Source organism: Marinifilum sp. (assembly GCF_965230805.1).
Lineage (GTDB): Bacteria > Bacteroidota > Bacteroidia > Bacteroidales > Marinifilaceae > Marinifilum.
The window spans coordinates 1,987,489-2,012,618 of sequence record NZ_OZ246019.1; the positions used below are offsets into that span (position 1 = coordinate 1,987,489).

Genomic DNA, 25,130 nt, shown 5'->3' on the forward strand with positions numbered 1-25,130 from the left:
TTTTATTTGGGCTTGTAAAATTATAAAAAATTATGGCTCTTGTGCCTTATTCTTGTCAATATCTTTAAATCCTGATAGATAATACCTATTCTTTAGCAATTATTTACCTATGTTTTTTGTATAAACAAATTTGTACTTCTATATTTGCCCCAGCTATGCCACAATTGTACATCTTGTTTTTGGGAAAAATAACAAGATTGATGATTCCGGATTTTCCCCTCTTACGGAATTTTATCAGAACTCAACAATACATGCTACAATAAAGATTGATAGTACAATTCTGCACTTATATTTAACTGCAGTTAATGAAATAGTAAAAGAGAAGTGACGAGTTCAATACCCATTTTAAGATTATTATTACTACTTTGAGAACTGGGTAAAAACTCAGAAAATCTTATCACAAGATTTAAAAATTATGACTAGAAATAGAAGAAAACAATCAGGTCAAAGATATAATCGCAAAAGCTTAGAAAATCTTATTGCAGGGATTTTTAGCGATAATCCTGAGAAAACATTTAACTACAAACAAGTATCCAGGCAACTGGAAATAAAAGAAATGGGAGTAAAACAATTGGTTGTTGGCATTTTGTATGACCTTACCGATTTGGATTTTCTCCATGAAGTTTCTACTGGCAAATTTAAGCTAAAATCGAAGATTGGCCACATCACCGGTACAGTTGATATGACCGCTAAAGGTGCTGCCTTTATTGTTTCTGATGATATAGAAGAAGATGTATTTGTTTCGCAATCCAACTTGAATCACGCTTTGCATGGCGATATCGTAAAAGTATATTTGTACGCCAGAAAGAAAAGCAAGTCGCCCGAAGGCGAAGTTGTAGAAATTGTTAAAAGAAAGAAAACCACTTTTGTGGGTGTCATCGAAATATCGAAAAACTATGCATTCCTGATTTCCGATAGCAAACAAATGCCTTATGATATTTTTTTACCACTTACCAAACTAAATGGTGCAAAACATGGCGAAAAAACCATTGTACAAATTACCGAATGGCCTCAGAAATCGAAAAATCCGGTTGGGCAAGTGGTAAGTGTTCTTGGTAAACCTGGTGAGAACGATACGGAAATGCATGCAATTTTGGCTGAATTCGATTTACCTTACCAGTTTCCTGAAAAAGTAAACGAAGCTGCAGAATTAATTTCCGATAAAATTAGTGATGAAGAAATTTCCTTGCGAAGAGATTTCAGACCGATTACCACATTTACCATCGATCCGCATGATGCCAAAGATTTTGATGATGCCTTATCATTAAGAAAGTTGGAAAATGGCAATTGGGAAGTGGGTGTTCACATTGCCGATGTTACGCACTATGTGAAGAAAGGAAGTATTATTGAGCAGGAAGCATTTGAAAGAGCCACATCGGTTTATTTGGTTGACAGAGTAGTGCCAATGCTACCAGAAAGACTTTCAAACGGAGTATGCTCATTGCGGCCAAATGAAGAAAAGCTAACTTTCTCGGCAGTATTTGAAATGGATAATAATGCAGAAGTTTTAAATAGCTGGATTGGCAAAACCATAATCAATTCGAATAGAAGATTTACTTACGAAGAAGCACAAGAAGTTATCGAAACCGACGAAGGTGATTTTAAAGAAGAGGTTCTTTGCTTGGATAGATTGGCAAAAATACTTCGTGAAAAAAGATTTAAGAAAGGTGCCATCGACTTTGACAGGTACGAAGTAAAATTCGAAATAAACGAAAAAGGCAAGCCTACCCGCGTATTTTTTAAAGAATCAAAAGATTCAAACAAGCTGATTGAGGAATTTATGCTATTGGCTAATAAAAAGGTTGCAGAATCGGTTGGAAGAGTATCGAAAGGGAAAAAAGCCAAAACTTTTGTGTACCGAACACACGATCAGCCCAATCCTGACAAGTTGAATTCTTTCAACCAATTCATTCGAAAGTTTGGCTATGGCATTAAAACTGCAAACCCAAAAGCCATTTCAACCTCAATGAACAATTTGCTGCATAGTGTGAAGGGGGAGAACATTCAGAATCTGGTAGAAACTTTGGCTATTCGATCAATGGCCAAGGCCGAATACTCAACCGTGAACATTGGCCACTATGGATTGCATTTTGATCATTATTCTCATTTTACTTCACCAATTCGTCGTTATCCTGATATGATGGCGCATCGTTTACTGGAAAAATATGAGACTGGAGGAAAGTCGGTGAATGCCGATAAGTACGAAGAATTCTGCCAGCACTGTAGCGAAATGGAGCAGAAGGCTGCAAATGCCGAACGAGCTTCCATCAAATACAAGCAGGTTGAATTTATGCAAGATCACTTGGGGCAAGAATTCGAAGGAAGCATTTCTGGTGTTACCGAATGGGGATTCTATGTGGAAATCGACGAAAACAAATGCGAAGGGATGGTTTCCATCCGAGAGTTGGAGGATGATTTCTACGAATTCGACGAAGACAACTACTGCATTGTTGGTCGTCATCATCGCAAAATGTATCAATTGGGAGATAAAATTAACATACGCGTTGCCAAGGCCAATCTGGTTGCTAAACAAATTGATTTTGTACTGGCAGACAAATCCGCATACTAATAAGAACCGAAAGCACTTAAAATTTAAAGGGCTTAAGTTAAAAATATAAAAGCAAGCTCGGGATTTCATTCGTCCGGGCTTTTTGCGTAATTTTGGTTGAAAGGCTTATTTTTCGAAGAATATAGGATTACTAAGCTCAAAAACTAATAAACAAAACAATCCCATTCTACATGAAGAGAATACTAATTATAGATGATGATGCCACCATATGCCTTATGCTTCAGGGCCTGCTTAAACGCAAAGGGTTTGATGCCGACACCGTTTTTTCGGCCGGCGAAGCAATTAAAAAATTAGAGGACGAAACATTTGACCTTGTTCTAAGTGATTTTCGATTACCTGATTTTGATGGTTTGGAATTATTACAAAAAATCAAGGCCATGCACCCATCTGTTCCTGTCATTATCATGACCTCTTATGCGGACATTCGCACTGCGGTAAGTGCCATAAAAATGGGAGCCTTCGAGTATGTAACCAAACCTTTAAATCCTGATGAGATTTTATTGCTAATCAACTCAGCATTGGAAAAAGTACAGGAGAAGCTAGAAGCTCCAAAGAAAAAGGAGATAAAGAAGAAACCTGCTATTGATTTTGTACGTGGTGAAAGTTCAAGTTCTCTACAAATCGATCAGTACATTCGCTTGGTAGCTCCTACCGATATGTCGGTAATTATTGAAGGCGAAAGTGGAACGGGAAAGGAAATTGCTGCAAGAAGAATTCATGTTGAAAGCAATCGCAAAGGAAAAGCTTTCCTGGCTGTTGATTGTGGAGCATTATCAACCGATCTGGCAGGAAGTGAATTGTTTGGTCATGTGAAAGGATCCTTTACTGGAGCAATTACCGATAAGGAAGGACAGTTTGAAGCTGCAAAAGGTGGAACTCTTTTCTTGGATGAAATCGGGAACCTTTCCTACGAAATTCAGGTAAAGTTACTACGCGCCCTTCAGGAAAGAAAAATTCGTAGAATTGGCAGCAATAAAGACATTGATGTGGATGTTAGAATTGTTGTCGCAACCAATGAAGATTTGGCTTTATCAGTAAACAAAGGTGATTTTAGGGAAGATTTGTATCACAGATTAAACGAGTTTAAAATCACGGTTCCTGCCCTTCGAAATCGTGGAGAAGATATCATATTATTTGCCAAGTATTTTTTAGACTTATCAAATAGTGAGCTGAATAAGGATGTTGAGAACTTCTCCGATGAAGTATTAGACAAATTCAGAACCTATTCATGGCCTGGAAACCTAAGAGAACTTCGAAATGTAGTTCGTCGTTCGGTTTTATTGAGCCAGGGAGAAGAGGTGGAAATAATTAGTTTGCCTTCAGAAATTCTGAATGACCAAGCTAAAAATGATGTTGTGATGGAAGGTTCAAACTTAAAATTGATACAAGCAGCAAACGAAAAGGAACTAATCATCTCAACTTTACACAAAGTGAATTTCAACAAATCAAAAGCCGCTCGTTTACTGAACATAGACAGAAAAACACTTTACAATAAAATTAAACAATATGGAATTGAAGTGTAATTGCACTTTTTAGTTGGGTATTTCTTCTGCTATAGAAGAAATCACAATCTGAGAGTTCTGTTCAAGCTCATCAACCAACTCAACGATATAATCTGGAGATTCAACAGCTCCGGATTCTTTATGCAGCATCCCTTCCAACTCTTTTAGTAAAGGAGTTACACTTATAACTTTTAACTGATTAAAAGAACTCAGCATTTTATGAGCAATTGCTCCAATTTCGAGATAGTTTTGTTCGTTTGTAGCTTGTCGAATTGCTACTAAATTTTCTTTTGCAGAATTGATAAACTGACTTAATATCTGATTGATTAATTCGGGATCCTCGTCGGTGAATTGCTTTAACTGCGAAAGATCAAACAAAGCATCATCTTCAATCAAATTAGCATCTATTTCTTTAATCTTAAGAGGAGTTTTATAGCCCTCAATTAATAACTCGCTAATCATTGAAAGCAGAAATTCTTCATCAAAAGGTTTAACCAAACATTCTGTCATTCCTGATGATATGTATTGTTTTAAATCAGATTCCAACACATTTGCAGTAAGCGCTACAATCGGAATATCTTTATAGCTATTATTTAATTCTCGCACCTTACTACAAAGCTCTATTCCTCCCATTATTGGCATATGAATATCTGTAAGAATCATATCGTAATGATTATTTTGAATCATTTTCCAGGCTTTATCGCCGTTGTCAACAAATTCAGCTTTTAAATTCCAGGTGTTAAAAATGGTTTGCAACAATAACAAACTGTATTGATCATCATCAGCAATTAAAAAGCTTTTATCCATTAATTCTTCCGATATGGAAACTGTTTGTTTAGCATTTGATTCATCAACTTGCTTGCTTGATTCAATTAGCGGCAGTCTTAATGTAAAAGTTGATCCCTTATGAAGCTCACTTTCAACAAATAAATCGCCACCCAACAAAACAGCCAATCGTCTGCTAATAGCTAATCCAAGCCCTGTTCCTCCATATTTTCTGGCTAAAAAAGAATCAGCTTGCTTAAACTCTTCAAAAATTGCATCTAGTTTATCTTCTGAAATTCCAATTCCTGTATCTTCAACATCAACCTCTAATAAATACAAGTCCCGATCTTTAATTACTCTTGCACGAAGAATTACGGATCCTTCATTTGTAAACTTTATGGCATTTGATCCAAGATTTAAAAGAATTTGTTTGATGCGAAATGGATCACTTAACAGGTTGATATCCTCACGTCCGAAATACTGTAACTCGAACTGCAACTTTTTAGTACTCGCATTCACTTTTAGCAAATCGTAAACTTCATTAAACAAATTCTTTGGATTAAAATTGATATTCTCGACGTGAAGTTTTCCTGCTTCTATTTTAGAAAGATCAAGAATTTCATTTACCAAGCCCAATAAATGTCTCGAAGAACTCTTTAAAACATCCACAAAATTCTTTTGTGTTGTTTCTAAGTTGGTTTTGGTAAGCTGGTTGGTAAATCCAATTATCGCATTTAAAGGAGTTCTTATTTCATGACTCATTGTAGCTAAAAATTCCTCTTTTACTTTAGCTAATTTTTCGGCTTTTCCTTTCGCAATAATGAGCTCAGATCGATAATAGTTACTTTTTGAAATATCGGTAAGAATAAAAATAATGAATAGAATTCCGAGCACAAATCCCACAATGATAATGATCGAAATGATTGAAATCGTATTGCTGGCAATTTGCTTTGCTTTATCAGATTCTTCTTGAAGCTGTAGAAATCGTTCTGCCTCTAATTGTCTTAGCAAAAGCTTAATTTTATCCCAAATAATTGTATTCTCCTCTACCAGTTTTAACTCCTCGTTATAAACGATATCTCGATTTAATTTCTCCACTTCCTGGGCTCTTTTCAACATCCCTTCCAAATTCTGGAGCAAACTATCGGATTGGGGCAAATAACTCGTATCAACCTGAACCTCTGTTCGTTGGATTACTGTTTCTATGGTATCAACTTTCTCCTTTTTCCCTAATAATCTATTAAGGAAATTATCCTTTTTGATTTTTACTTTTTTTGCAGATTTTAAGGTATCAAGAATAGTTGTTGTGGTTGTTGTAGTTTTAATTTTAGTTTTTGCCGCATCCGAAGCTTCGCTAAGTTGTGCCATGGCCTGTTTTTGTTCCAAGCTAACTCTCTCTTTTGCCTTTTTTAATTGTACAAAGTTCTCCAATCTTTCAGCTCTATCCACAAGAAGCAAATTCATCGAATCAATTAAAATATAAGCTCGACTTGAATCAGGGCTGAACCTTCTTAAAGAATCCAAATCATTCTGAATATCAATGATATTTTCGTTAAAATTAACTAAGAACTTCTCCTCTCTTGTTAAGGAGTACACCCTTATTTTATTTTCAGCTTCGGATAAGTTCGTAAGAACACGATTCATTCTTGTGATTTCAACATCTGGTTTTGAAAGAATTTCCACCGAATCTAACAATTTATTATAAGCACCATTAGCAATCAACAAAGAAGCTGCAATGGCCAGGAATACAAAAATGTACCCCGAAACAACTTTGACTTTGATATTATTCCTTTTCTCCGACACCATAAAACAGCTATAAGTTTGTTTCTGACAGCTTAGTAAAGTTAATAAGAATTTTAATCATACTAGTTTCATAATAAAGTGGTATAAATGCTGAACTACCATACCCACGAATGGGGAATATTTACACGAAATGTGTAGAACAATTCCACAACTTTACTTCTAAAATTTATTGTAGAATGTAAATCGCAATATCAATGCCCAATTAAGCTTAGCCAGATTTAATGGTACTTACATGATGTATTTTTTATTTTTTCCTAAACATTTAATTCTTTCGGCACGATATTCACATATGAAAATGTACACATGCATTGCAAAATCAAATCTCTAAAATTGATTGATATGAAACGTCTATTACTCGTATTGTTGATTCTTCCATTTTTTGTTGCCTGTAACCAAAAGGAGTTAAAGCAACTAAGAGACCAAAATCAGCAACTGACTTCAATGGCTAAGCTAAAAGACTCTACAATTAATGATTTTATAGAGTCCTTAAATACCATTGAGGAAAACCTTGAAATAATAAAAGAAAAGGAAACAATTATTTCGGTGAACTCTGAGAACCCTAGTAAATCACAGAAGCAAAAAATCGCTAGTGATCTTACTTCGATAAATAATTTACTAGAGCAAAACAGAGAAAAAATTTCAGAATTAGAAAAGAAACTAAATAATAGCTGGTATCAAAATTCAAAATTACGCAAGTTAACCGATCGTCTAAAAACAAAATTAGCGGCAAAAGAAACGGAAATTATTGCTTTAAATGAAAAAGTAGCTAAGCTTAACATCGAAGTAGAAAATCTGCACGAACAAGTGACCGAATTAAACGGAACTGTTATGGCTCTTAATACTGAAAATGAAACCAAAGCCAAAGAGATTTCTGAAAAAACTACAACACTTAACACAGGTTATTATGTTTGTGGTACCAGTAAAGAATTAAAAGAAAAGAATGTGATTACCAAAGACGGTGGGTTTATCGGCATTGGTAAAACTGCAGTTCTAAATGAAGATTTTAAAGAAAGTGAATTTAAAAAAATTGATATCACCCAAATTACCACCATTCCTGTTAAGGGAAAGAAGATAAGTTTGGTAACAAGTCATCCGACTAACTCTTATAAGGTTGAAGGAGTAGAAACGGTTGAAGGCATTACCATTCTTGATCCGGCCGAGTTCTGGAAATCTTCGAAATATTTGGTAGTTGCGGTAAGATAATCAATTCATGGTTGAGTTTTAAGGTTGTCACAGAAAGGCTGTCCGGCAGGGCGGCCTTTCTTATTGTTATCAAGTTCATTTTGATTCTTCCAGAGTTTTTGTATTTTAGTATTTAGATTTTTTCTAAATAAATACATCAAATATGAAAGACGCATATCAAATTAATAAAGTATACTCCTTAATATTAATATTGGCAGGTGCATTTGGTTTTGTTGCCCGATACTACGAAATAGGTGATTGGCAATTTACCGCCCTTATTCCTCTTTTCTTTGGGGTGATCTTGTTATTTTGCACCCCAGGTATCAGAAAGGAAAATGCAGTGATCGGACATGTTGCAGCATTGCTAACCTGTTTATTGGTAATCACTTCAGTAGTAATGCTATCAAAAGGGATTTTTGGAGATGCTGATTGGGGACGAAAACAATGGATCTTCCTAATTGTTATTCTTGGCGGAATATGGAGTTTAAGAAGCCAGATTAATTATTTTAGAGCACAACGCAAAAGAAAAGCGAATTCCTAATTTATAAGCGAATTATTACTCATACAATTCTAATTAAAACCCGATAGCTTACTTACTCAAGCCTTTAAATCATTTACTAAGAAATAGATTCTGTTCACTCATTATTTTTTGATTTTCAGCTGATTAAATTGACATTTATCATTCCTTATCGTTATTTACTGTACGATTTTGTGGTGCTTGCCGTAAAACCAATAGAAAATGGGCATAAAAATTTAATCAAATGAGTGATTTAATAAGATTGATCAATGAGGCTACAAAAAGTTACAGCACCAAAACACGACTGTAAACTCTCTTAATGTGCACTACAAGCATTTTGCTTAAAACGATAACAGCTTAGGTATTTTCTTAGGTCCATTCAAGAAACAATTAGCTCTCTTATTACAGTAATTTTTGAACAATATTTAATACGCACTCAAATTATGTGATCCCAAATTAAATTGAAGATGAAAGGCAGAGTTTATTACCGATAACTGATCAAATCACTATCACTTCCAAACTCACATAACCAAGGTTCGATTAAAAATTTTATTTAAAACTAACTTGAATATTATGGAAATAGTTATTTGGAAAGACCCCAACGTAAATATATCAATTGCCGGCATACATGCTACTGGTAGCATAAGCTTGGTTGATGATAATGGCTCATTTTACACCTATTACGATATCTCAGTAGCTGGTCAAGAATTCAAAGGAAAGTACCAACTAAAAGGAAACGAAAGTATATCGGGAACCTACAAGGGATTCCAATATAAAGCATCTATTAATGATTGGAATCAGTCGGAAACAAGTTTAAGCTTTCATGTAAAAGCGGAAGTTAAAATTCTTGCATGGTGGAAATCGTTATATGATCATAAAATTGTAGCCAACCTTCCAAAAGAAGATTCAATCAAAGCCGTTACAGATCATATCCAATCTCAAATGATTCATTACATAAAAGAAAACCAAATTCATGTATGAATTATAATTTTCTAATTACAGCAAATTCGATCTTAAATAACGCGAGTTCGACGTAAAATTCGTTCACAGTTTGATCTGATTTTAAGTAGAAATTTTCTCAAATTTTCGAAGGAATATCGGGATATTTCAAGAAGATTTGAGGAAATTTATGCCGAAAGCAGGCTAACACATAATGGAAAGTTCTCTTTACGACATCTTTGCATTAAAAATTCCTCAAAATAGCACGCTATTCTTTCCAAATTTTTAATGCAAATCTATCCCAAATAGAACTTTCTGTGGATAGAATTTTACGTCGAACTCACGTTAAATAATATGGAGTAAATCAAAAACCTTTTCCCGGTAACACTTTGTTACCGGGATATGTGTGTTATCTATAATAATCATTTTGCCTTCGAAGCCATCTATCTTTGAAAGATTAACCAAATAAGACCGATGAACTCGCAAAAAATGGGACGAAGTTAGTTTTTCCTCAATTTTTTTTAGAACCATAGAATAAATGTATTCCCCCTTTTCGGTATGTATAAGAGTATAATTACTTTCCGCTTTACACCAATATATTTCGTCTAAATCCACTCTTTCGAATAAATTATTTTTTTTTAAGAACAAACAATTATTAAGCAGGTCGAGCGAAACATTATCAAGTTTATCAGGTTCGAATGAATTTAGGGATCTGCGATAATTATTAATTGCAATGGTAATCGACAGATGGATTTGCTGTAAGGAATATGGATGCATTAAAATAGCACTGGGATACGCATTTTTCACCTTCTCGATATTTGCTTGAATTGAATTAGAGCTTAGGAATATACATGGCAATTTAAATGTACCATCAATTGTTTCAGCCAACTGAAACCCATCTAATTCTGCCTCCATATTCATCTCGATCAAAACGATATCCACCTCATTATTATTCAAATAATTCAAGGCATCATTTGCAGTATAAACCGTTTTTACAATATCATGTCCCAATTCAAACAAGCGGCAAAGAATTTCCTCTTCCAAAACATATTCAGTCTCAACAATTAGGATTCTCGACAATTTATTCATGTTCCTTTTATTTATTCATTACAAAAAACCATTACATACTCTATGAAACTATTAACATGTATTAGTTAAATATGAAATAAGCAAAAGGAACCTCTAACAGTAAGCAGTCTTCTTACAGAGTAAGTTCGTAAATCATTCATAAGTACATTATTAGTCAAAGTAGCAGTTTCTTATTCTATTAAGTTTTTTCTCTCTCTCAGGTTACTTAATTTCACCTACTGAATTTAATAATAAATTTACATCAAAGAACAATTCCATGCAAATATTAATTCATTACATTATATGATTTATTTAAAACTTAATCAAAATTTAAACTGAGTGATTAATTCTGAAAATAGTTGACAATTAAAACTTTACTATCAGACTAATAGAGATCAGCACCAAGAAGGCATTGAAAATAAAGTGCTTGATTGAGCGATTATGTAGCGAAAAAAACCAGATTTTACTCTCCATCATAAAAAATGGCCGGAATTTCTTCCGACCATAAGTGCTTTTGTCAAGGCTCTATAGAAAATTTAATCTTTTTGATCTTTTATGAAATACTTTCTTTGAAAGAGTAAGATAAATGCTACGCCAATGGTGATGTATGAATCGGCTACATTAAATACCGGTCGAAAGAATACAAATTGCTCACCTTTCCAGAATGGAAACCAATCAGGAAATGTACCTTTAATCAAAGGAAAATAGAGCATATCTACTACTTTTCCGTGAAGAAAATCAGAATAACCACCTCCCTCGGGCAGAAATTGCGCCACCTGGTAGTAACTATGATTAAATATCATTCCATAAAAAGCACTATCAATAATATTACCCATAGCTCCTGCAAAAATTAATGAAATGGCAATAATTAATCCTAATGGTGCTTTTTTCCTGCAAATATCACGTAAATACCATCCTATTCCGCATACTGCTATGATACGAAATAAACTTAAAAGCATTTTGCCCCATTCACCTTCCAACTCCATTCCAAACGCCATTCCATTGTTCTCTATGAAATAGATTTGAAACCAATTGCCAAAAATATTATAGGATTCTCCCAACATCATATGGGTTTTAATCCAAATTTTTAATATTTGATCGAGTATCAGAAGTACAACAATAAATGCTACCGATTTTTTAAATAGCGACATATCTTAACTTTAAATGTGTAATCTTATTTATTAAGGCTTTAAAGAAATAAAAACCTTTGCTTCTAAACAAAAATGATTGGAAGAATATACTCTTCCAATCATTTTATATATTCAGAATGAATAACTTATTGCTTGTTTTTAGCTTCGATACTTAAAGTAGCATGTGGCACCGCTCGTAACCTTTCCGGAGCAATTAACTTGCCAGTTTCACGACATATACCATAGGTCTTGTTCTCGATTCGAATTAAAGCTCCTTCCAGATGAGAAATAAACTTTGCCTGACGCTGAGCCAAGCGGCCAGCTTCTTCTTTTGAAAGAACAGATGCTCCTTCTTCCAACACCTTAAAAGTTGGAGAAGTATCTTCAATATCATTACCAGAGCTATTTGAAATAACAGCTTTTAAAGTATCGTAATCTTTTCTGGCTTTCTCAAGTTTTGAGTTAATCAAGTCTTTAAAGTCTTGCAACTCCTCGTCCGTATATCGCTTCTTTTCAGTCATTGCTTCTATAGTTTTTTTCGTTCTTTAAAGGTAACAAAAAATCGATTATTCACTAATTTTTTCAATCTTAATGAAGCTTTCAACACCTTGTTCAATTTCTACTGCCTTTGCTTCGTTCTCTGCTAATCTTTCTACCAACTCAACACTTACAGCCAAAGTTTGACTTCCAATGTATTCTTTATGAGCAAGAACCGCATCATTGATAGAATCATGCATCATAATTTCAAGTTTGATTTTATCAGTTACATCAAAATCACTATCCTTTCTTAAGTTTTGAATTCTGTTGATAAATTCACGCGCTATACCTTCATGTCTCAACTCATCGGTAATGTTTACGTCCATTGCTACAGTAAGTTTTCCTTCATTGGCAACCAACCATCCCGGAATGTCTTCCGAAATAATTTCCACATCCTCTAAAGTCAAATCAACATTCTCTTCATTTACAGTGATTGAGTAGTTTCCAGCTTTTTCAAATGCCACGATATCCTCTTGATTCATTTGACCAATAGCAGCGGCAATTTGCTTCATGATTTTACCATGCTTAGGACCTAAAGTCTTAAAGTTTGGCTTGATTTTCTTTACCAATACACCGGAAGTATCAGTAATAAATTCCATTTCTTTCACATTTATTTCTGTAAGAATGATATTCTTAACAGCTTCCAGCTGTGGAACCATTGTTTCATCCAAGATAGGAATCATGATCTTTTGCAATGGCTGACGAACACGGATTTTCACCTTACGGCGCAATCCCAAGGCCATCGAAGAAATCTTCTGAGCCATGTCCATTCTTTCCTCCAATGCCTTATTAATTTCGTCCTCCTTGTATTTAGGGAAATCAACCAAGTGAACTGATTCTTCAGAATAACGTCCGGTAACAGAATTCAAATCTTTAAACAACTGATCCATATAGAATGGAGCAATTGGTGATGAAAGAATTGAAATGCTTTCCAAACATTTGTAAAGTGTTTGATAAGCCGAAATTTTATCGGCATTGTACTCACCACCCCAATATCTCTTGCGACACAAACGAACATACCAGTTCGAAAGGTTTTCGTTTACGAAATTCTGAATGGCTCTACCTGCACGTGTTGGCTCGTAAGCTTCGTAACATTCTTCAACTTCTTTAATCAAGGAATTAAGAAGAGAAAGAATCCAGCGGTCAATTTCAGGGCGCTCTTCGATTTTGATATCTGCATCTGAATAATTAAATCCATCGATGTTAGCGTAAAGCTGGAAGAAGGAGTAAGTATTATACAATGTACCGAAGAACTTACGACGAACTTCTTCAACACCGCCTAAATCAAATTTCAAGTTATCCCAAGGCTGAGCATTGGTAATCATGTACCAACGCAAAGGGTCTGAACCATATTTCTCAATGGTTTCGAACGGATCTACAGCATTTCCAAGACGCTTAGACATCTTGTTGCCTTTTGCATCCAATACCAATCCGTTAGAAATGATATTTTCGAAAGCAACACCATCGAAACACATGGTCGCAATTGCATGAAGTGTAAAGAACCAACCACGAGTTTGGTCAACCCCTTCAGCAATAAACTGGGCAGGGAATAATTTATCGAAATTCTCTTTGTTTTCGAATGGATAATGCTGCTGTGCATATGGCATCGCACCTGAATCGAACCAAACATCGATCAAGTCTAATTCGCGAACCAATTTCTTCCCTGAATCAGAAACCAAATAAACGCCATCAACATACGGACGGTGCAGGTCGAATTTTTCGTAATTCTCTTTGCTGTTATCTCCTTCTATGTAATCAGCAAGAATATTTTCTGTCATGAAACCAGCTTCGATTGATTTTTCAATCTCTGCCTTTAATTCAGCAACCGAACCAATACATTTCATTTCTGTGCGATCTTCGCTCACCCAAATAGGCAGTGGAGTTCCCCAGTAACGAGAACGAGAAAGGTTCCAGTCTTGCAGATTTTCCAACCATTTTCCGAAACGACCTTCACCGGTTGATTGCGGTTTCCAGTTAATGGTTTTATTTAATTCGATCATGCGATCGCGAACATTCGTAGTTTTGATAAACCATGAATCCAATGGATAATACAATACCGGCTTATCAGTTCTCCAACAATGAGGGTAGTTGTGAACATGCTTTTCAACTTTAAATGCCAAACTGTTCTTTTTTAAATCAACAGCAATATCAACATCTAAAGTAGGATCTTTCTCTGTTAAATTTGGATCGTAGGCGTTTTTCACAAAACGGCCTGCATACTCAGCATAAGCATCAACATTCACATAGTTTTTCACAAACTCAGGATCCAAATCTTCAATCACGAAAAACTTACCAGTACGATCAACCATTGGTTGCATCTTTCCTTCTTTATCGCGAAGAATTAATGGAGAAATATTTGCTGCTTTTGCCACTCTGTCATCATCGGCACCAAAAGTAGGAGCAATGTGTACAATACCTGTACCATCTTCGGTAGTTACAAAATCACCAAGGATTACACGGAAAGCATCGCCTTCCGGTTTTACCAATGGCATCAATTGCTCGTAACGGATTCCTTCCAAATCGGTTCCTTTGTGCTCCGAAAGTGTTTTGTAAGTCAAACGCTTGTCACCGGCTTTGTATTCGCCCAACTCAAGACCTTCATATTTCTTATTAAAGAAATTGTAGAACAAATCTTTTGCAAGAATCACCACACATGGAATTCCTGTATATGGGTTAAAAGTGCGAACTCTTACATAGTGAACCTTAGGACCAACAGCCAACGCAGTGTTCGATGGAAGTGTCCAAGGAGTAGTTGTCCATGCAATAAAGTAAGCATCACAATCAATTCCTTCGTATAAAAACTCACTCTTTTCGTCGCGAGCTACTTTAAACATACCAACAGCAGTGGTATCTTTTACATCTTTGTAACATCCTGGCTGGTTTAGCTCGTGAGTTGACAAACCAGTACCTGCAGCAGGCGAAAATGGCTGGATTGTATATCCTTTGTAAAGCAAATCTTTCTCGAACAATTGCTTTAATAACCACCAAAGTGTTTCGATATAACGGTTATCGTAAGTGATATAAGGATCTTCCATATTCACCCAGTAACCCATTTTCGAAGTCAAATCCTCCCACTCGCGAGTGTATTTCATTACATTGGTTCTACAAGCTTCGTTGTATTCATCAACCGAAATCTTGCTACCAATATCTTCTTTTGTAATTCCCAGTTCTTTTTCTACACCCAGTTCAACAGGAAGGCCATGTGTATCCCAACCTGCTTTACGATTCACCTGAAAGCCTTTAAGGGTTTTGTAACGACATACAATATCCTTAAGTGCACGAGCCATAACATGGTGAATACCCGGCATTCCGTTTGCCGAAGGAGGCCCTTCGTAGAAAACAAATGATGGATGACCTTCACGGGTCTCCAAACTCTTCTCAAAAGTTTTATTTTCTTCCCAATCTTTTAAGATGTCCTTATTGATCTGTGAAAGATCAAAGTTCTTGTATTCCGGAAATTTCGTGCTCATTTATATGAATTTAATCTTGTATTTTCTAAAAAGTTTACAAATATAGAAAAAATACAAAAGCGAATACTCATATTTCCAGTATATTGAAAGCCTTAACAGATTTTTAATCAGCATACCACTCATACCAATTTCTAACATTTTTTTTACAGATTATAATTCGAAATTATTAGATATATTTAGCTTTAAATTTTAAATCAAAATACAATGGCTACTATAAAATCAAAATATTTGGGAGATTTAAGAACCGAATGTGTTCACTTACAATCAGGAAACAAAATTTTTACCGATGCGCCCACCGATAACCAAGGAAAAGGAGAAGCTTTTTCGCCAACCGATTTATTGGCAACTTCGTTAGGATCATGCATCATGACCATTATGGGGATTGTGGCTCGCGATAATGATATCGATATTGTAGGTACTGAACTGGACATTACCAAAATAATGGCTAGCGATCCGCGAAGAGTATCGGAAGTGATTGTAGAATTCAATTTCCCGGATAAGGAATATACCGACGAAGAAAAAAAGATTATTGAATCGGTTGCCGGAACCAGCCCGGTTCCTTTAAGTGTGCATTACAACTTGAAGCAAAGCATTAAAATGAATTGGGTGAAATAAGACACAATAGATAAAACGCAAAGGCACAAAGGCGCAAAGATATATTTTCTTCGTTGCGCCTTAGCGTCATAGCAACTTAGCGTTTAAAGACTCATTAACTAATTAAACCATGATTCTAGTTACCGGAGGAACAGGTCTTGTAGGTTCTCATTTACTTTTTGATTTGGTATCGAAAGGCAAAAAAGTACGTGCTTTAAAAAGATCGGGCAGTAATACTGAATTGGTTCGAAAAACTTTTTCGTTCTACTCGCATAAAGCTGATGATTTATTCAATTCGATTGAATGGTTTGAGGGAGACATGTTGGATCCTGATTCCCTGGACAAAGCTTTGGTAGGCATTGAAGAGGTATATCATTGTGCAGCTTTGGTTTCTTTTAAGAAAGAAGACAGGAAAAACCTTCTAGACATTAATGTTGAGGGTACCCGCAATCTGGTAAACGCTTGTATAGAATTCAAAATCCGTAAGTTTTGTATGGTAAGTTCCACAGCTGCTTTGGGAACTCCCGAAGAAGGAGAAGATCTAGTTAACGAAACAACGCCATGGAGCCCTGAAGATAAACGTTCGGGTTACTCGCTCAGCAAATTTAATTCGGAACTGGAAGTGTGGCGTGGAATAGAAGAAGGCTTAAATGCAGTAATTGTGAATCCATCTATTATTTTGGGTCCGGGACAATGGGACAAGGGCAGCTCGCAATTATTTAATACGGTTGCCAATGGTTTAAAGTATTTTACCAGGGGAATTACCGGTTATGTTGATGTTAGGGATGTGAGCAAAGCTATGATTAAATTGATGGAAAGTGATATTGTGAACGAACGCTTTGTTTTAAATGGCGACAACTGCACTTATGAATTCATATTTAAGACCATCGCAAAAAACATTGGTACTAAAGGACCTACAAAATATGCTTCGCATAAGATGACTGAAGTTGGATGGCGTTTGGCATATCTGAAAAAGATATTTTTATTGAAACCTGCAAGTTTCACAAAAGAAACAGCACGGGCATCGCACAATATCAGAAGGTTTTCGAACCAAAAAATAAAAGATGCTCTTAATTTTGAGTTTATTGATATCGAAAAAAGCATAAAGGATACGGTGCAGCACTATCCAATCCAAGCAAAAATCTCAAAGAATTAAGGCAGTAAAAACGCAAGATATTGGGTATGGCTTAGATTTTATTGGTTGAAGAAAAAGTAATTGTAGAAAATTTACTTCCTTTTCATTTTGCTTAACAATTAACCAGAGTGTGACTAAAAATATTGTGGCAGTTTGCACTGATTTTGAGTAGAAATATTCTAAAATTACCTAAGGAATATCGGGATATTGCCAGGATATTTAAGCCAAAAGCAATTAAATTCTTCGAAAATTATTTTCGATAAAACTTTGCCTTATTTGCGAATAAACGTTTATGGGCTTTAGGTGAAAATTTATTTTCCCCCCAGCATTCTAATCACAGTCTTCAAAGTTTCATTTTCAGCTTTTAATGCTTCTTTTTCTTCATCTTTAAAAGCTTCCGAATCGTTATCCATATTCATCTGGTCGGCCAATATCTGAAAGAAGTTTGTATTTAAAATCCTGCAAATTTCACGCAATCGATCTACCTGTATGGTATTTCTACTCAATAGATAATAGGTTGTTGATACACTTAATCCCAATTTACGAGCCAAGTCGGGTGGTCGCATCCCGTGTCTCTTCATTTCTTTTAAGATGATCTCGTTTATAGGATTCTTTTTACTCATTTTAGGATCGATTTTAATGGATTTAGCTTTGAATTACATATAAATTTAATATATTTTCTACGATTTTTTAGTAGATATTAATGATTAATTCTTCATTTTTGATGAATTAATATTGATTTATGAATATTTATACATCATTTTCATAGATATTTTCGAGAATCTTCCAAATTAATGAATGAATTTCAAGAATTTATCTATTATTTTATCGAAAAAATCTTTACACATCGAGCTTATTGCTTGTCTTATCAATCTTATAAGCAAGAAAAAAAGCCATCCCGAAAGGAATGGCTTCTCAAAATATTTTGTGATTCTCTTTATAAACTAACGTGAGTTCGACCAAAGATATTCGCCATAAAAAGTCAGATTTATTCAAAATTTGCTTTAAAATATCGGAAAGCATATCGGGATATTTTTAAAGAATTTAACTGCTTTTAAGTAGAAATCAGGCTTATATGTTAAAAGCTTCTTTTACTTTCTCAACATAGTCGAGTTTTTCCCAAGTAAACAATTCAACTTCTTTTACGATATTATCGAAATATGGCGATTCGAATTCTTTGCTAACGACTCTTGGGGTACGTCCCATATGCCCATATGCGGCAGACTCTTCGTAAATTGGGTTACGCAGTTTTAAGCGTTGCTCGATTGCTGCCGGACGAAGGTCGAAAAGTTCTTTTACCTTTTCAGCAATTTCACCATCGCTTAATTCTACATTCTTCTTCCCGTAAGTATCCACGTAAATTCCTACCGGTTCGGCAACGCCAATAGCATACGAAAGTTGAACCAAAATTTCATCGGCCACCCCGGCTGCTACCATATTTTTTGCAATATGGCGCGAAGCATAAGCTGCCGAACGGTCTACTTTCGAGGGATCTTTACCTGAAAAAGCACCACCTCCGTGAGCACCCTTACCACCGTAAGTATCAACAATAATCTTACGACCTGTTAATCCTGTATCACCATGAGGACCACCAATCACAAATTTACCCGTTGGGTTTACATGCAAAATGAACTCATCATCGAAAAGCGCCTGAACCCTTTCCGGTAATTGTTTTACGATACGAGGAATTAGAATATTGCGAACATCGCTCTTGATTTTCGCCAACATTTCTTCATCATTCGGACCAAAATCGTCATGCTGAGTTGATACTACGATTGTATGAACCCTTTCAGGAGTATCCTGATCGTTGTATTGAATGGTAACCTGTGATTTTGAATCAGGACGCAGATAAGTCATTTCCTTGCCTTCGCGACGAATAGAAGCCAATTCAACCAACAAACGATGCGACAATTCCAAGGACAAGGGCATGTAATTATCGGTTTCCTTAGAGGCATAACCGAACATCATGCCTTGGTCACCAGCACCTTGAGTCATTGGATCTTCGCGATCCACACCACGGTTGATATCATCTGATTGTTCGTGAAGTGCATTTAAAACACCACAAGATGATCCATCGAACATGTATTCGCTTTTTGTGTACCCAATGCGGTTGATTACCTTACGAGCAGTTTCTTGAATATCAATATAAGTTTTGGTTTTTACCTCACCGGCAATTACTACCTGACCGGTAGTTACCAAAGTTTCTACTGCAACTTTCGAATTCGCATCAAAAGCCAGTAATTTATCCAAAATGGCATCTGAAATCTGATCAGATACTTTATCTGGATGCCCTTCAGAAACAGATTCTGATGTAAATAAATATCCCATACTATTTTAAGTTTAAAGTATTTAAAGTGCCTAAAGTTTAAAGTACAAACCAATAGATATAACCTATAAAGCTTATCAACTTTAAGTACTTGTAACTTAAAGTACTTAAGTACTATTATTAAAAAATACGGGAAAGTAATTGGTTGTTGTATTAACGCAGAAAAAGGATAATAACACCATTTAGCATTTTTTTCTGTGGTTGCAAGCAGCCAAATCTTTCCACTTAATTCTCCGCAAAGGAAAACAATATTTCCGAAAGAAACAATATGACAACAAGAGTTTTTAAAGCTTTTTAACAATTTGGAATGCTAATAACGAGGTGTTTTCAGAGTGAAAAAGACTGCAAAGTCTTATTCCTATTGATTTAACTACAAATTATACTGATTTTTATTATCGAACTAAAATTGAAACAAAGCACGAAGAAGATATTATGTCTTGATAATCTATTTTCTGAAACTAAGAATCCTTTTAATTCAATTAATCTAAGATCCGGAATTAAAAATTTCGGTGGTAATTTTAATCTTATTCCACCACAGAGAGCACGGAGGTACACAGAGAAATACCTTAGTTTAAAATACTCCTCCAATCTATATTTAATCCTCTGTGTTTGGCTGTGTTCATCGGTGCATAATCTATCTGGTTAGTTTATGGAACAAGTCTTCCAGCCTTTGAGTTTGGCTCTTCATTTCGAGAAGTTCCCACTTGTTTTTCACAGCCATTTGAAATATTTCTTTACGGATATCTTCTGAGCTAGAAATACCAAACCGATTATCTCCCAAAGCAATTACCTCTTTAATCCCTTTGTGTTGATTTAGGATCTCCAGTGAAATCTCACTCGCAAATTCCACTTCAATTATCTTTGAAGACAATTCGGAGCTTAGGTTTTCGATCTTTTTATCTGCAACCAAAGTACCTTTGCTGATGATTAATGCTCGCTCGCAACAGGCTTCCACTTCTTGCATAATATGAGTAGAAAGCATTACCGTTTTTTGCTTACCAATTTCCTGAATCAAATTTCTGATCTCGACTAATTGATTGGGATCCAAACCTGTAGTTGGTTCATCCAAAATCACAACCTTAGGATCATGTATCAAAGCCTGTGCAATTCCTACCCTTTGTCGGTATCCTTTCGAAAGCGCACCAATTTTCTTGTTCTGTTCCAAGCCTAAGCCAGTCAGATCAATCATCTCGGCAATTCTAGTTTTTTTCGATTTTCCCAATTTGTAAATAGAGGCTACATGATCGAGATATTCTTTCACGTACATTTCCAGGTAAAGCGGGTTATGCTCTGGCAGATAACCAATTTGTCTTCGCACCTCCAAAGAATGCTTCTCTATATTCAATCCATTTACTTCAACCAAACCGCAAGATTGTGGTACAAAACCAGTAATAATCTTCATCATTGTTGATTTTCCCGCCCCATTGGGACCTAAAAACCCAACCACTTCGCCTTTCTGAATGTCAAAACTAACATGCTTAAGTGCTTTTTGTTTTCCGTATCGTTTGCTTACTTCCTGAACCCTAATCGACATTTTTTTTAGTATTTAAAGTACTTCGAGTTATCAGTACTCAAAGTTAATAGTGCACAATATGTTGTGAATTTAATAAATCTGCAATTCTTTTTCCTGAGTAAATCGTAATTCATAATTCGTAATTAACAATTCATAATTGAATTAACTACCTTTGTTTCTCAATTCAAATCAATAACCATGAGTTTTTCACAGCTTAATCATTTCTGTAAAGACCTTTTCAATTATTCTCGTCGCAAATCCAGCGAATCAAATATTGGCAACACTCCAATGGGTGGCAATCATCCCATCCGAATTCAATCGATGACCAACACCGATACCAATGATATCGAAGCCAGTGTTGAGCAGGCTATCAGAATGATAGAGTCGGGAGCAGAATATGTTCGTTTAACTACACAAGGGACGAAAGAAGCTGAAAATTTAAAATTTATTAAAGAGGAATTGGTAAAAAGGGGATATGAAACACCTCTGGTAGCCGACATTCATTATAACCCCAAGGCTGCTACCATTGCTGCAAAATATGTTGATAAGATTAGAATAAATCCAGGAAACTTTGTTGACAAACGTGCCGATTTCAAGAACATCGAATACGAAGATTTAAAATATCAGGAAGACCTAAAAAAGATTCGTGACAACTTTATTCCATTGTTACGCATTTGCACAGAACACAATACCGCTCTTCGAATTGGAACCAATCATGGCTCGTTGTCAGATCGGATCATGAGTCGCTACGGCGATACTCCCCGAGGAATGGTTGAAGCCACTTTGGAGTTTCTTCGCATTTGTAAAGAACAAAACTTTAAAGATGTTGCCATTTCCATTAAATCAAGTAATACAGTAATGATGGTGAAAACCGTTCGTTTGCTGGTTTGCGAAATGGAAAAAGAACACATGCACTTCCCATTGCACCTGGGTGTAACCGAAGCAGGAGAAGGAGAGGATGGAAGAATCAAATCGGCTGTTGGAACAGGAGCCTTGCTGAACGATGGAATAGGTGATACGGTTAGAATATCACTTACCGAAGATCCTGAAATAGAATCGCCGGTAGGAAAAAAATTGGTGGACTATGTACTGGCAAAAGAAAATCACCCCCCGATTGCTCCGCTTAAAAACACAGAGCTTGATTTGATTAATTTCTACAAACGACCTACAAATCTGGTAGAAAACATAGCAAGTACAAAAGTTCCCGTAGTGATATCTGATTTGTCGCACGAAAAATATTTAACTACTGATTTGCCCGCAAAAGCAGGATTTATACAAGATCAGGATAGTTTGGAATGGGAAAAGGGAAACTTGGCTGCCGATTATATCTATGTTAGTGGTTACGATCCGGTTTTCACCGATTATCCTAAAGATTTGGGGATCATTGTCGACCAGGAATGTTGGGAATATTCCGATCAGTATACCGATAAATCCTATCCCCTATTTCAAAGCGAAGAATTTCTTCACGACAATCTTACAGCATTTGCCAGTAGCATTCATTTTGTAGAATGTGAATATAAAGACCTAAGCGAAAATTTCATTTCCAAACTAAAAGAGAACAGAAAGGTAGTTTTGATTTGTAAATCTGCACATCAAAATGCTTTTGCCGAACAGCGAGCCTTTGTAATCAAATTACTTCATGCTAAATGTAAGGCTCCAGTAATTTTTAAACGTAAATTTAGCGATGCAAATCTGGAAAATCTTCACTTAAAATCTTCATGCGATTTGGGCAGCCTGTTTTTTGATGGATTGGGCAATGGAATCAGCATTGTGAACCATGGAAATCTGCCACAAAACGAAGTATTATCAACCGAGTTTGGAATTTTACAAGCAGCTCGGGTTAGGACTACAAAAACAGAGTTTGTATCCTGTCCGGGATGTGGCAGGACCCTATTCCAATTGCAAGATGTGGTTGCCGAAGTTAAAAAAACATTCTCTCATCTTACCCATCTAAAAATTGGTGTTATGGGCTGTATCGTAAACGGTCCCGGCGAAATGGGCGATGTAGACTACGGATATGTAGGAGCAGGGCCTGGCAGAGTGTCATTGTACAAAGGCCATACTGTTTTAATCAAAAACATCCCAAGCGAAACAGCTATTGAGAAATTAAAAAGTGTCATTAAAGATAATGGCGACTGGATTGAAGATAATATTGATTAGTCTTTTTTTACTACGCATTGTTTTATATCTTGCATATAAACTTAATTCCTAAACAAATAGCGTGAAAAAAGCCTTACTTCTTGTTATCTTCATTAGTATGATTTCCTTTGTGTATGCCGATAAGCTCGAACTTAACGGAATCTACCTTGGGAAAAATGTGTATGTAATGAATCCTTTTTCGGATACAGGAGTAGGCTATTGCATTTATCAAGTTACTGTTAATGGTGAAGCCGTATCGGATGAGATAGGCAGCAGCGCATTTGAGATAGATCTGTCGCAATTTAATTTTGATATAGGAGAGAAGCTTCATATTGTTCTAAACTATAAAAACGGTTGTTTGCCTCGCATTGTTAATCCTGAGGCAATTCAACCCAAAGCTACATTTGAAGTTCAATCGGCCACAGTTGATAAAAATGGCATCCTAAATTGGACAACTCGCAACGAAATTGGTTCGATAGCTTTTGTTGTCCAACAGTACAGATGGAACAAATGGATCACAATTGGCGAACTTGAAGGAAGAGGCTTACCCAGCCTGAATAAATACAAACTAAAAGTCAAAACTCACTCTGGGCAGAATATTTTCAGATTATCTCAAACCGATTATACGGGAAAGCCGAAGTATTCAAGTCGTATAATTTATAATTCGAAAAAACCGAAAGTCAGCTTCGAACCGGAAAAAGTGAAAGAAGAACTTCTATTCACATCCGAAACCCTTTACGAGATTTACGACAAATACGGTAATATCGTTATTAAAGGTTTCGGACGCAAGGTATATCTCGAAAGTCTTCAATCAGGATTGTATTACCTTAACTATGACAATACCATGGGAAGTTTTCGGAAGAAATAATCCTAATTCGAAAATAGATCCAAAACGGTTTCCCCTTCTTCAATTTTTAAATGATGAGCCAACATACCAACAGATCTTGCTGCTTCGACATTTGCAAGCATATCATCAATAAATAGAGTTTCACCAGCCTTTAAGCCTTCTGCTTCTAACACCTCGGAATAAATTTGAGGATTTGGTTTTCGCAAACCCATATTGTGCGAATAATAGTCCTTCACGAAAAAATCAGACAAACATACTCCATGTACCTGCTTAATCATATCCATATAAGCTTCCCAGTGAATGATATTTGTATTGCTCAATAGAAATAGTCTGTGATCCTTTTTTAAACGATTCAGAAGCTCTAAACGCTCAAATGGCAAATCCAAAAGCATAGCATTCCAAGCATTATCGATTTGGGCATCACTTACCCCATTAGAAATATATTTCCTAATTTGACTTCGAAATTCCTCTGGCGAAACAAATCCTTTCTCAAGATTATCAAACAATCCGCTTTCAGAATATTCTCTTTTTATCAAATCAACATCGTGTAAACCTATCTGCTTAAAACTGTTAACCGCTTTTTGCGGATCGATATTTAGTAACACCCCTCCAAAATCGAAGATTATATTAGGGATTGAATCATATTTTTGCATAAATTTTTTTCTTCTTTTATTGAATTATTCGTTACAAATATGTAATATTGCACACCGAAAACAAAGATAAGACATTGATTTTATTTTATAAGTTTTTCGAGGGCCTATAGCTCAGCTGGTTAGAGCACCTGACTCATAATCAGGGGGTCCCTGGTTCAAGCCCAGGTGGGCCCACCCTCTGAATCAAGCAGCCACAACAATGTTGTGGCTGCTTTTTTTGTTTGGACCTATTATTGATCCCTTTTCTAGGGATCAAGCAAAAAACTTGTGGGGCGTGTATATTTCATGCATAAATTTTGGAAAGTCTGAATAAGAAAAATTCAACTGCACAGATGGTGCGAGCGTTTTCCGCTCGTATCTATTTTCAAATAAAATAATGTAAACACAACCCAATTGCAGAAATTTGTAAGTGGATTTTTTCTTTCAAAACAAAAAACTGTC

Annotated in this window: 18 protein-coding genes and 1 tRNA gene; 10 read left to right on the top strand and 9 right to left on the bottom strand. The window is 35.7% G+C overall.

Annotation, left to right across the window (positions count from 1 at the left end):
* The first annotated feature begins 415 nt into the window (after nt 1-415).
* A complete protein-coding gene (rnr, locus tag ACO05S_RS07890) occupies nt 416-2,569 on the top strand; it encodes a ribonuclease R (RefSeq protein WP_421920978.1) in 2,154 nt (717 codons plus the stop codon).
* Nucleotides 2,570-2,739: 170 nt separating this feature from the next.
* Nucleotides 2,740-4,092, top strand: coding sequence for a sigma-54-dependent transcriptional regulator (locus ACO05S_RS07895; protein WP_421920979.1), 1,353 nt, complete (start codon nt 2,740-2,742; stop codon nt 4,090-4,092).
* A gap of 9 nt (nt 4,093-4,101) precedes the next feature.
* On the opposite strand, the gene ACO05S_RS07900 is transcribed toward ACO05S_RS07895, so the two are convergent.
* On the bottom strand, nt 4,102-6,642 hold the full coding sequence (locus ACO05S_RS07900; protein WP_421920980.1) for a response regulator: 2,541 nt from the start codon (nt 6,640-6,642) through the stop codon (nt 4,102-4,104).
* A gap of 336 nt (nt 6,643-6,978) precedes the next feature.
* Here ACO05S_RS07900 and ACO05S_RS07905 point away from each other — a divergent pair, with 336 nt between their 5' ends.
* The 3 genes from ACO05S_RS07905 (at nt 6,979) to ACO05S_RS07915 (ending at nt 9,319) form a co-directional block, all read left to right on the top strand.
* Entirely contained in the window at nt 6,979-7,842 is an 864-nt protein-coding gene (locus ACO05S_RS07905) for a hypothetical protein (protein WP_421920981.1), read from the top strand.
* Between the two features lie 142 nt (nt 7,843-7,984).
* On the top strand, nt 7,985-8,362 hold the full coding sequence (locus ACO05S_RS07910; RefSeq protein ID WP_421920982.1) for a hypothetical protein: 378 nt from the start codon (nt 7,985-7,987) through the stop codon (nt 8,360-8,362).
* Nucleotides 8,363-8,911: 549 nt separating this feature from the next.
* Nucleotides 8,912-9,319, top strand: a complete 408-nt coding sequence (locus tag ACO05S_RS07915; protein WP_421920983.1) for a hypothetical protein — start codon at nt 8,912-8,914, stop codon at nt 9,317-9,319.
* A 303-nt stretch (nt 9,320-9,622) separates the two neighbouring features.
* On the opposite strand, the gene ACO05S_RS07920 is transcribed toward ACO05S_RS07915, so the two are convergent.
* From ACO05S_RS07920 to ileS, 4 genes are all read right to left on the bottom strand, one after another.
* Nucleotides 9,623-10,366: a LytR/AlgR family response regulator transcription factor gene (locus tag ACO05S_RS07920; protein ID WP_421920984.1), complete on the bottom strand. Its 744-nt coding sequence runs from the start codon at nt 10,364-10,366 to the stop codon at nt 9,623-9,625.
* A gap of 515 nt (nt 10,367-10,881) precedes the next feature.
* Nucleotides 10,882-11,496, bottom strand: a complete 615-nt coding sequence (locus ACO05S_RS07925; RefSeq protein WP_421920985.1) for a lipoprotein signal peptidase — start codon at nt 11,494-11,496, stop codon at nt 10,882-10,884.
* A 125-nt stretch (nt 11,497-11,621) separates the two neighbouring features.
* On the bottom strand, nt 11,622-11,996 hold the full coding sequence (locus ACO05S_RS07930; RefSeq protein ID WP_421920986.1) for a TraR/DksA family transcriptional regulator: 375 nt from the start codon (nt 11,994-11,996) through the stop codon (nt 11,622-11,624).
* A gap of 45 nt (nt 11,997-12,041) precedes the next feature.
* Entirely contained in the window at nt 12,042-15,482 is a 3,441-nt protein-coding gene (gene ileS, locus ACO05S_RS07935; RefSeq protein ID WP_421920987.1) for an isoleucine--tRNA ligase, read from the bottom strand.
* Between the two features lie 204 nt (nt 15,483-15,686).
* Here ileS and ACO05S_RS07940 point away from each other — a divergent pair, with 204 nt between their 5' ends.
* Together ACO05S_RS07940 and ACO05S_RS07945 are read left to right on the top strand one after the other, a co-directional pair.
* A complete protein-coding gene (locus ACO05S_RS07940) occupies nt 15,687-16,097 on the top strand; it encodes an OsmC family protein (RefSeq protein ID WP_421920988.1) in 411 nt (136 codons plus the stop codon).
* Nucleotides 16,098-16,206: 109 nt separating this feature from the next.
* Nucleotides 16,207-17,232 (top strand): NAD-dependent epimerase/dehydratase family protein, encoded by a 1,026-nt coding sequence (locus ACO05S_RS07945; protein ID WP_421920989.1) that lies wholly within the window; start codon nt 16,207-16,209, stop codon nt 17,230-17,232.
* A 290-nt stretch (nt 17,233-17,522) separates the two neighbouring features.
* On the opposite strand, the gene ACO05S_RS07950 is transcribed toward ACO05S_RS07945, so the two are convergent.
* The 3 genes from ACO05S_RS07950 to gldA form a co-directional block, all read right to left on the bottom strand.
* Nucleotides 17,523-17,834 (bottom strand): helix-turn-helix domain-containing protein, encoded by a 312-nt coding sequence (locus ACO05S_RS07950; protein ID WP_421920990.1) that lies wholly within the window; start codon nt 17,832-17,834, stop codon nt 17,523-17,525.
* Between the two features lie 448 nt (nt 17,835-18,282).
* Nucleotides 18,283-19,539, bottom strand: coding sequence for a methionine adenosyltransferase (gene metK / locus ACO05S_RS07955; RefSeq protein WP_421920991.1), 1,257 nt, complete (start codon nt 19,537-19,539; stop codon nt 18,283-18,285).
* A 632-nt stretch (nt 19,540-20,171) separates the two neighbouring features.
* Complete coding sequence (gene gldA, locus ACO05S_RS07960; protein ID WP_421920992.1) at nt 20,172-21,071, bottom strand: gliding motility-associated ABC transporter ATP-binding subunit GldA; 900 nt, start codon at nt 21,069-21,071, stop codon at nt 20,172-20,174.
* A gap of 177 nt (nt 21,072-21,248) precedes the next feature.
* On the opposite strand from gldA, the gene ispG reads away from it, so the two are divergent.
* Complete coding sequence (gene ispG, locus ACO05S_RS07965) at nt 21,249-23,210, top strand: (E)-4-hydroxy-3-methylbut-2-enyl-diphosphate synthase (RefSeq protein ID WP_421920993.1); 1,962 nt, start codon at nt 21,249-21,251, stop codon at nt 23,208-23,210.
* Between the two features lie 61 nt (nt 23,211-23,271).
* Nucleotides 23,272-24,057: a hypothetical protein gene (locus ACO05S_RS07970; RefSeq protein WP_421920994.1), complete on the top strand. Its 786-nt coding sequence runs from the start codon at nt 23,272-23,274 to the stop codon at nt 24,055-24,057.
* 2 nt (nt 24,058-24,059) lie between these two features.
* Here ACO05S_RS07970 and ACO05S_RS07975 read toward each other — a convergent pair whose 3' ends face one another.
* Entirely contained in the window at nt 24,060-24,689 is a 630-nt protein-coding gene (locus tag ACO05S_RS07975; RefSeq protein ID WP_421920995.1) for an HAD family hydrolase, read from the bottom strand.
* A 100-nt stretch (nt 24,690-24,789) separates the two neighbouring features.
* On the opposite strand from ACO05S_RS07975, the gene ACO05S_RS07980 reads away from it, so the two are divergent.
* A tRNA-Ile gene (locus tag ACO05S_RS07980) sits at nt 24,790-24,863 on the top strand.
* Nucleotides 24,864-25,130: the final 267 nt, after the last annotated feature.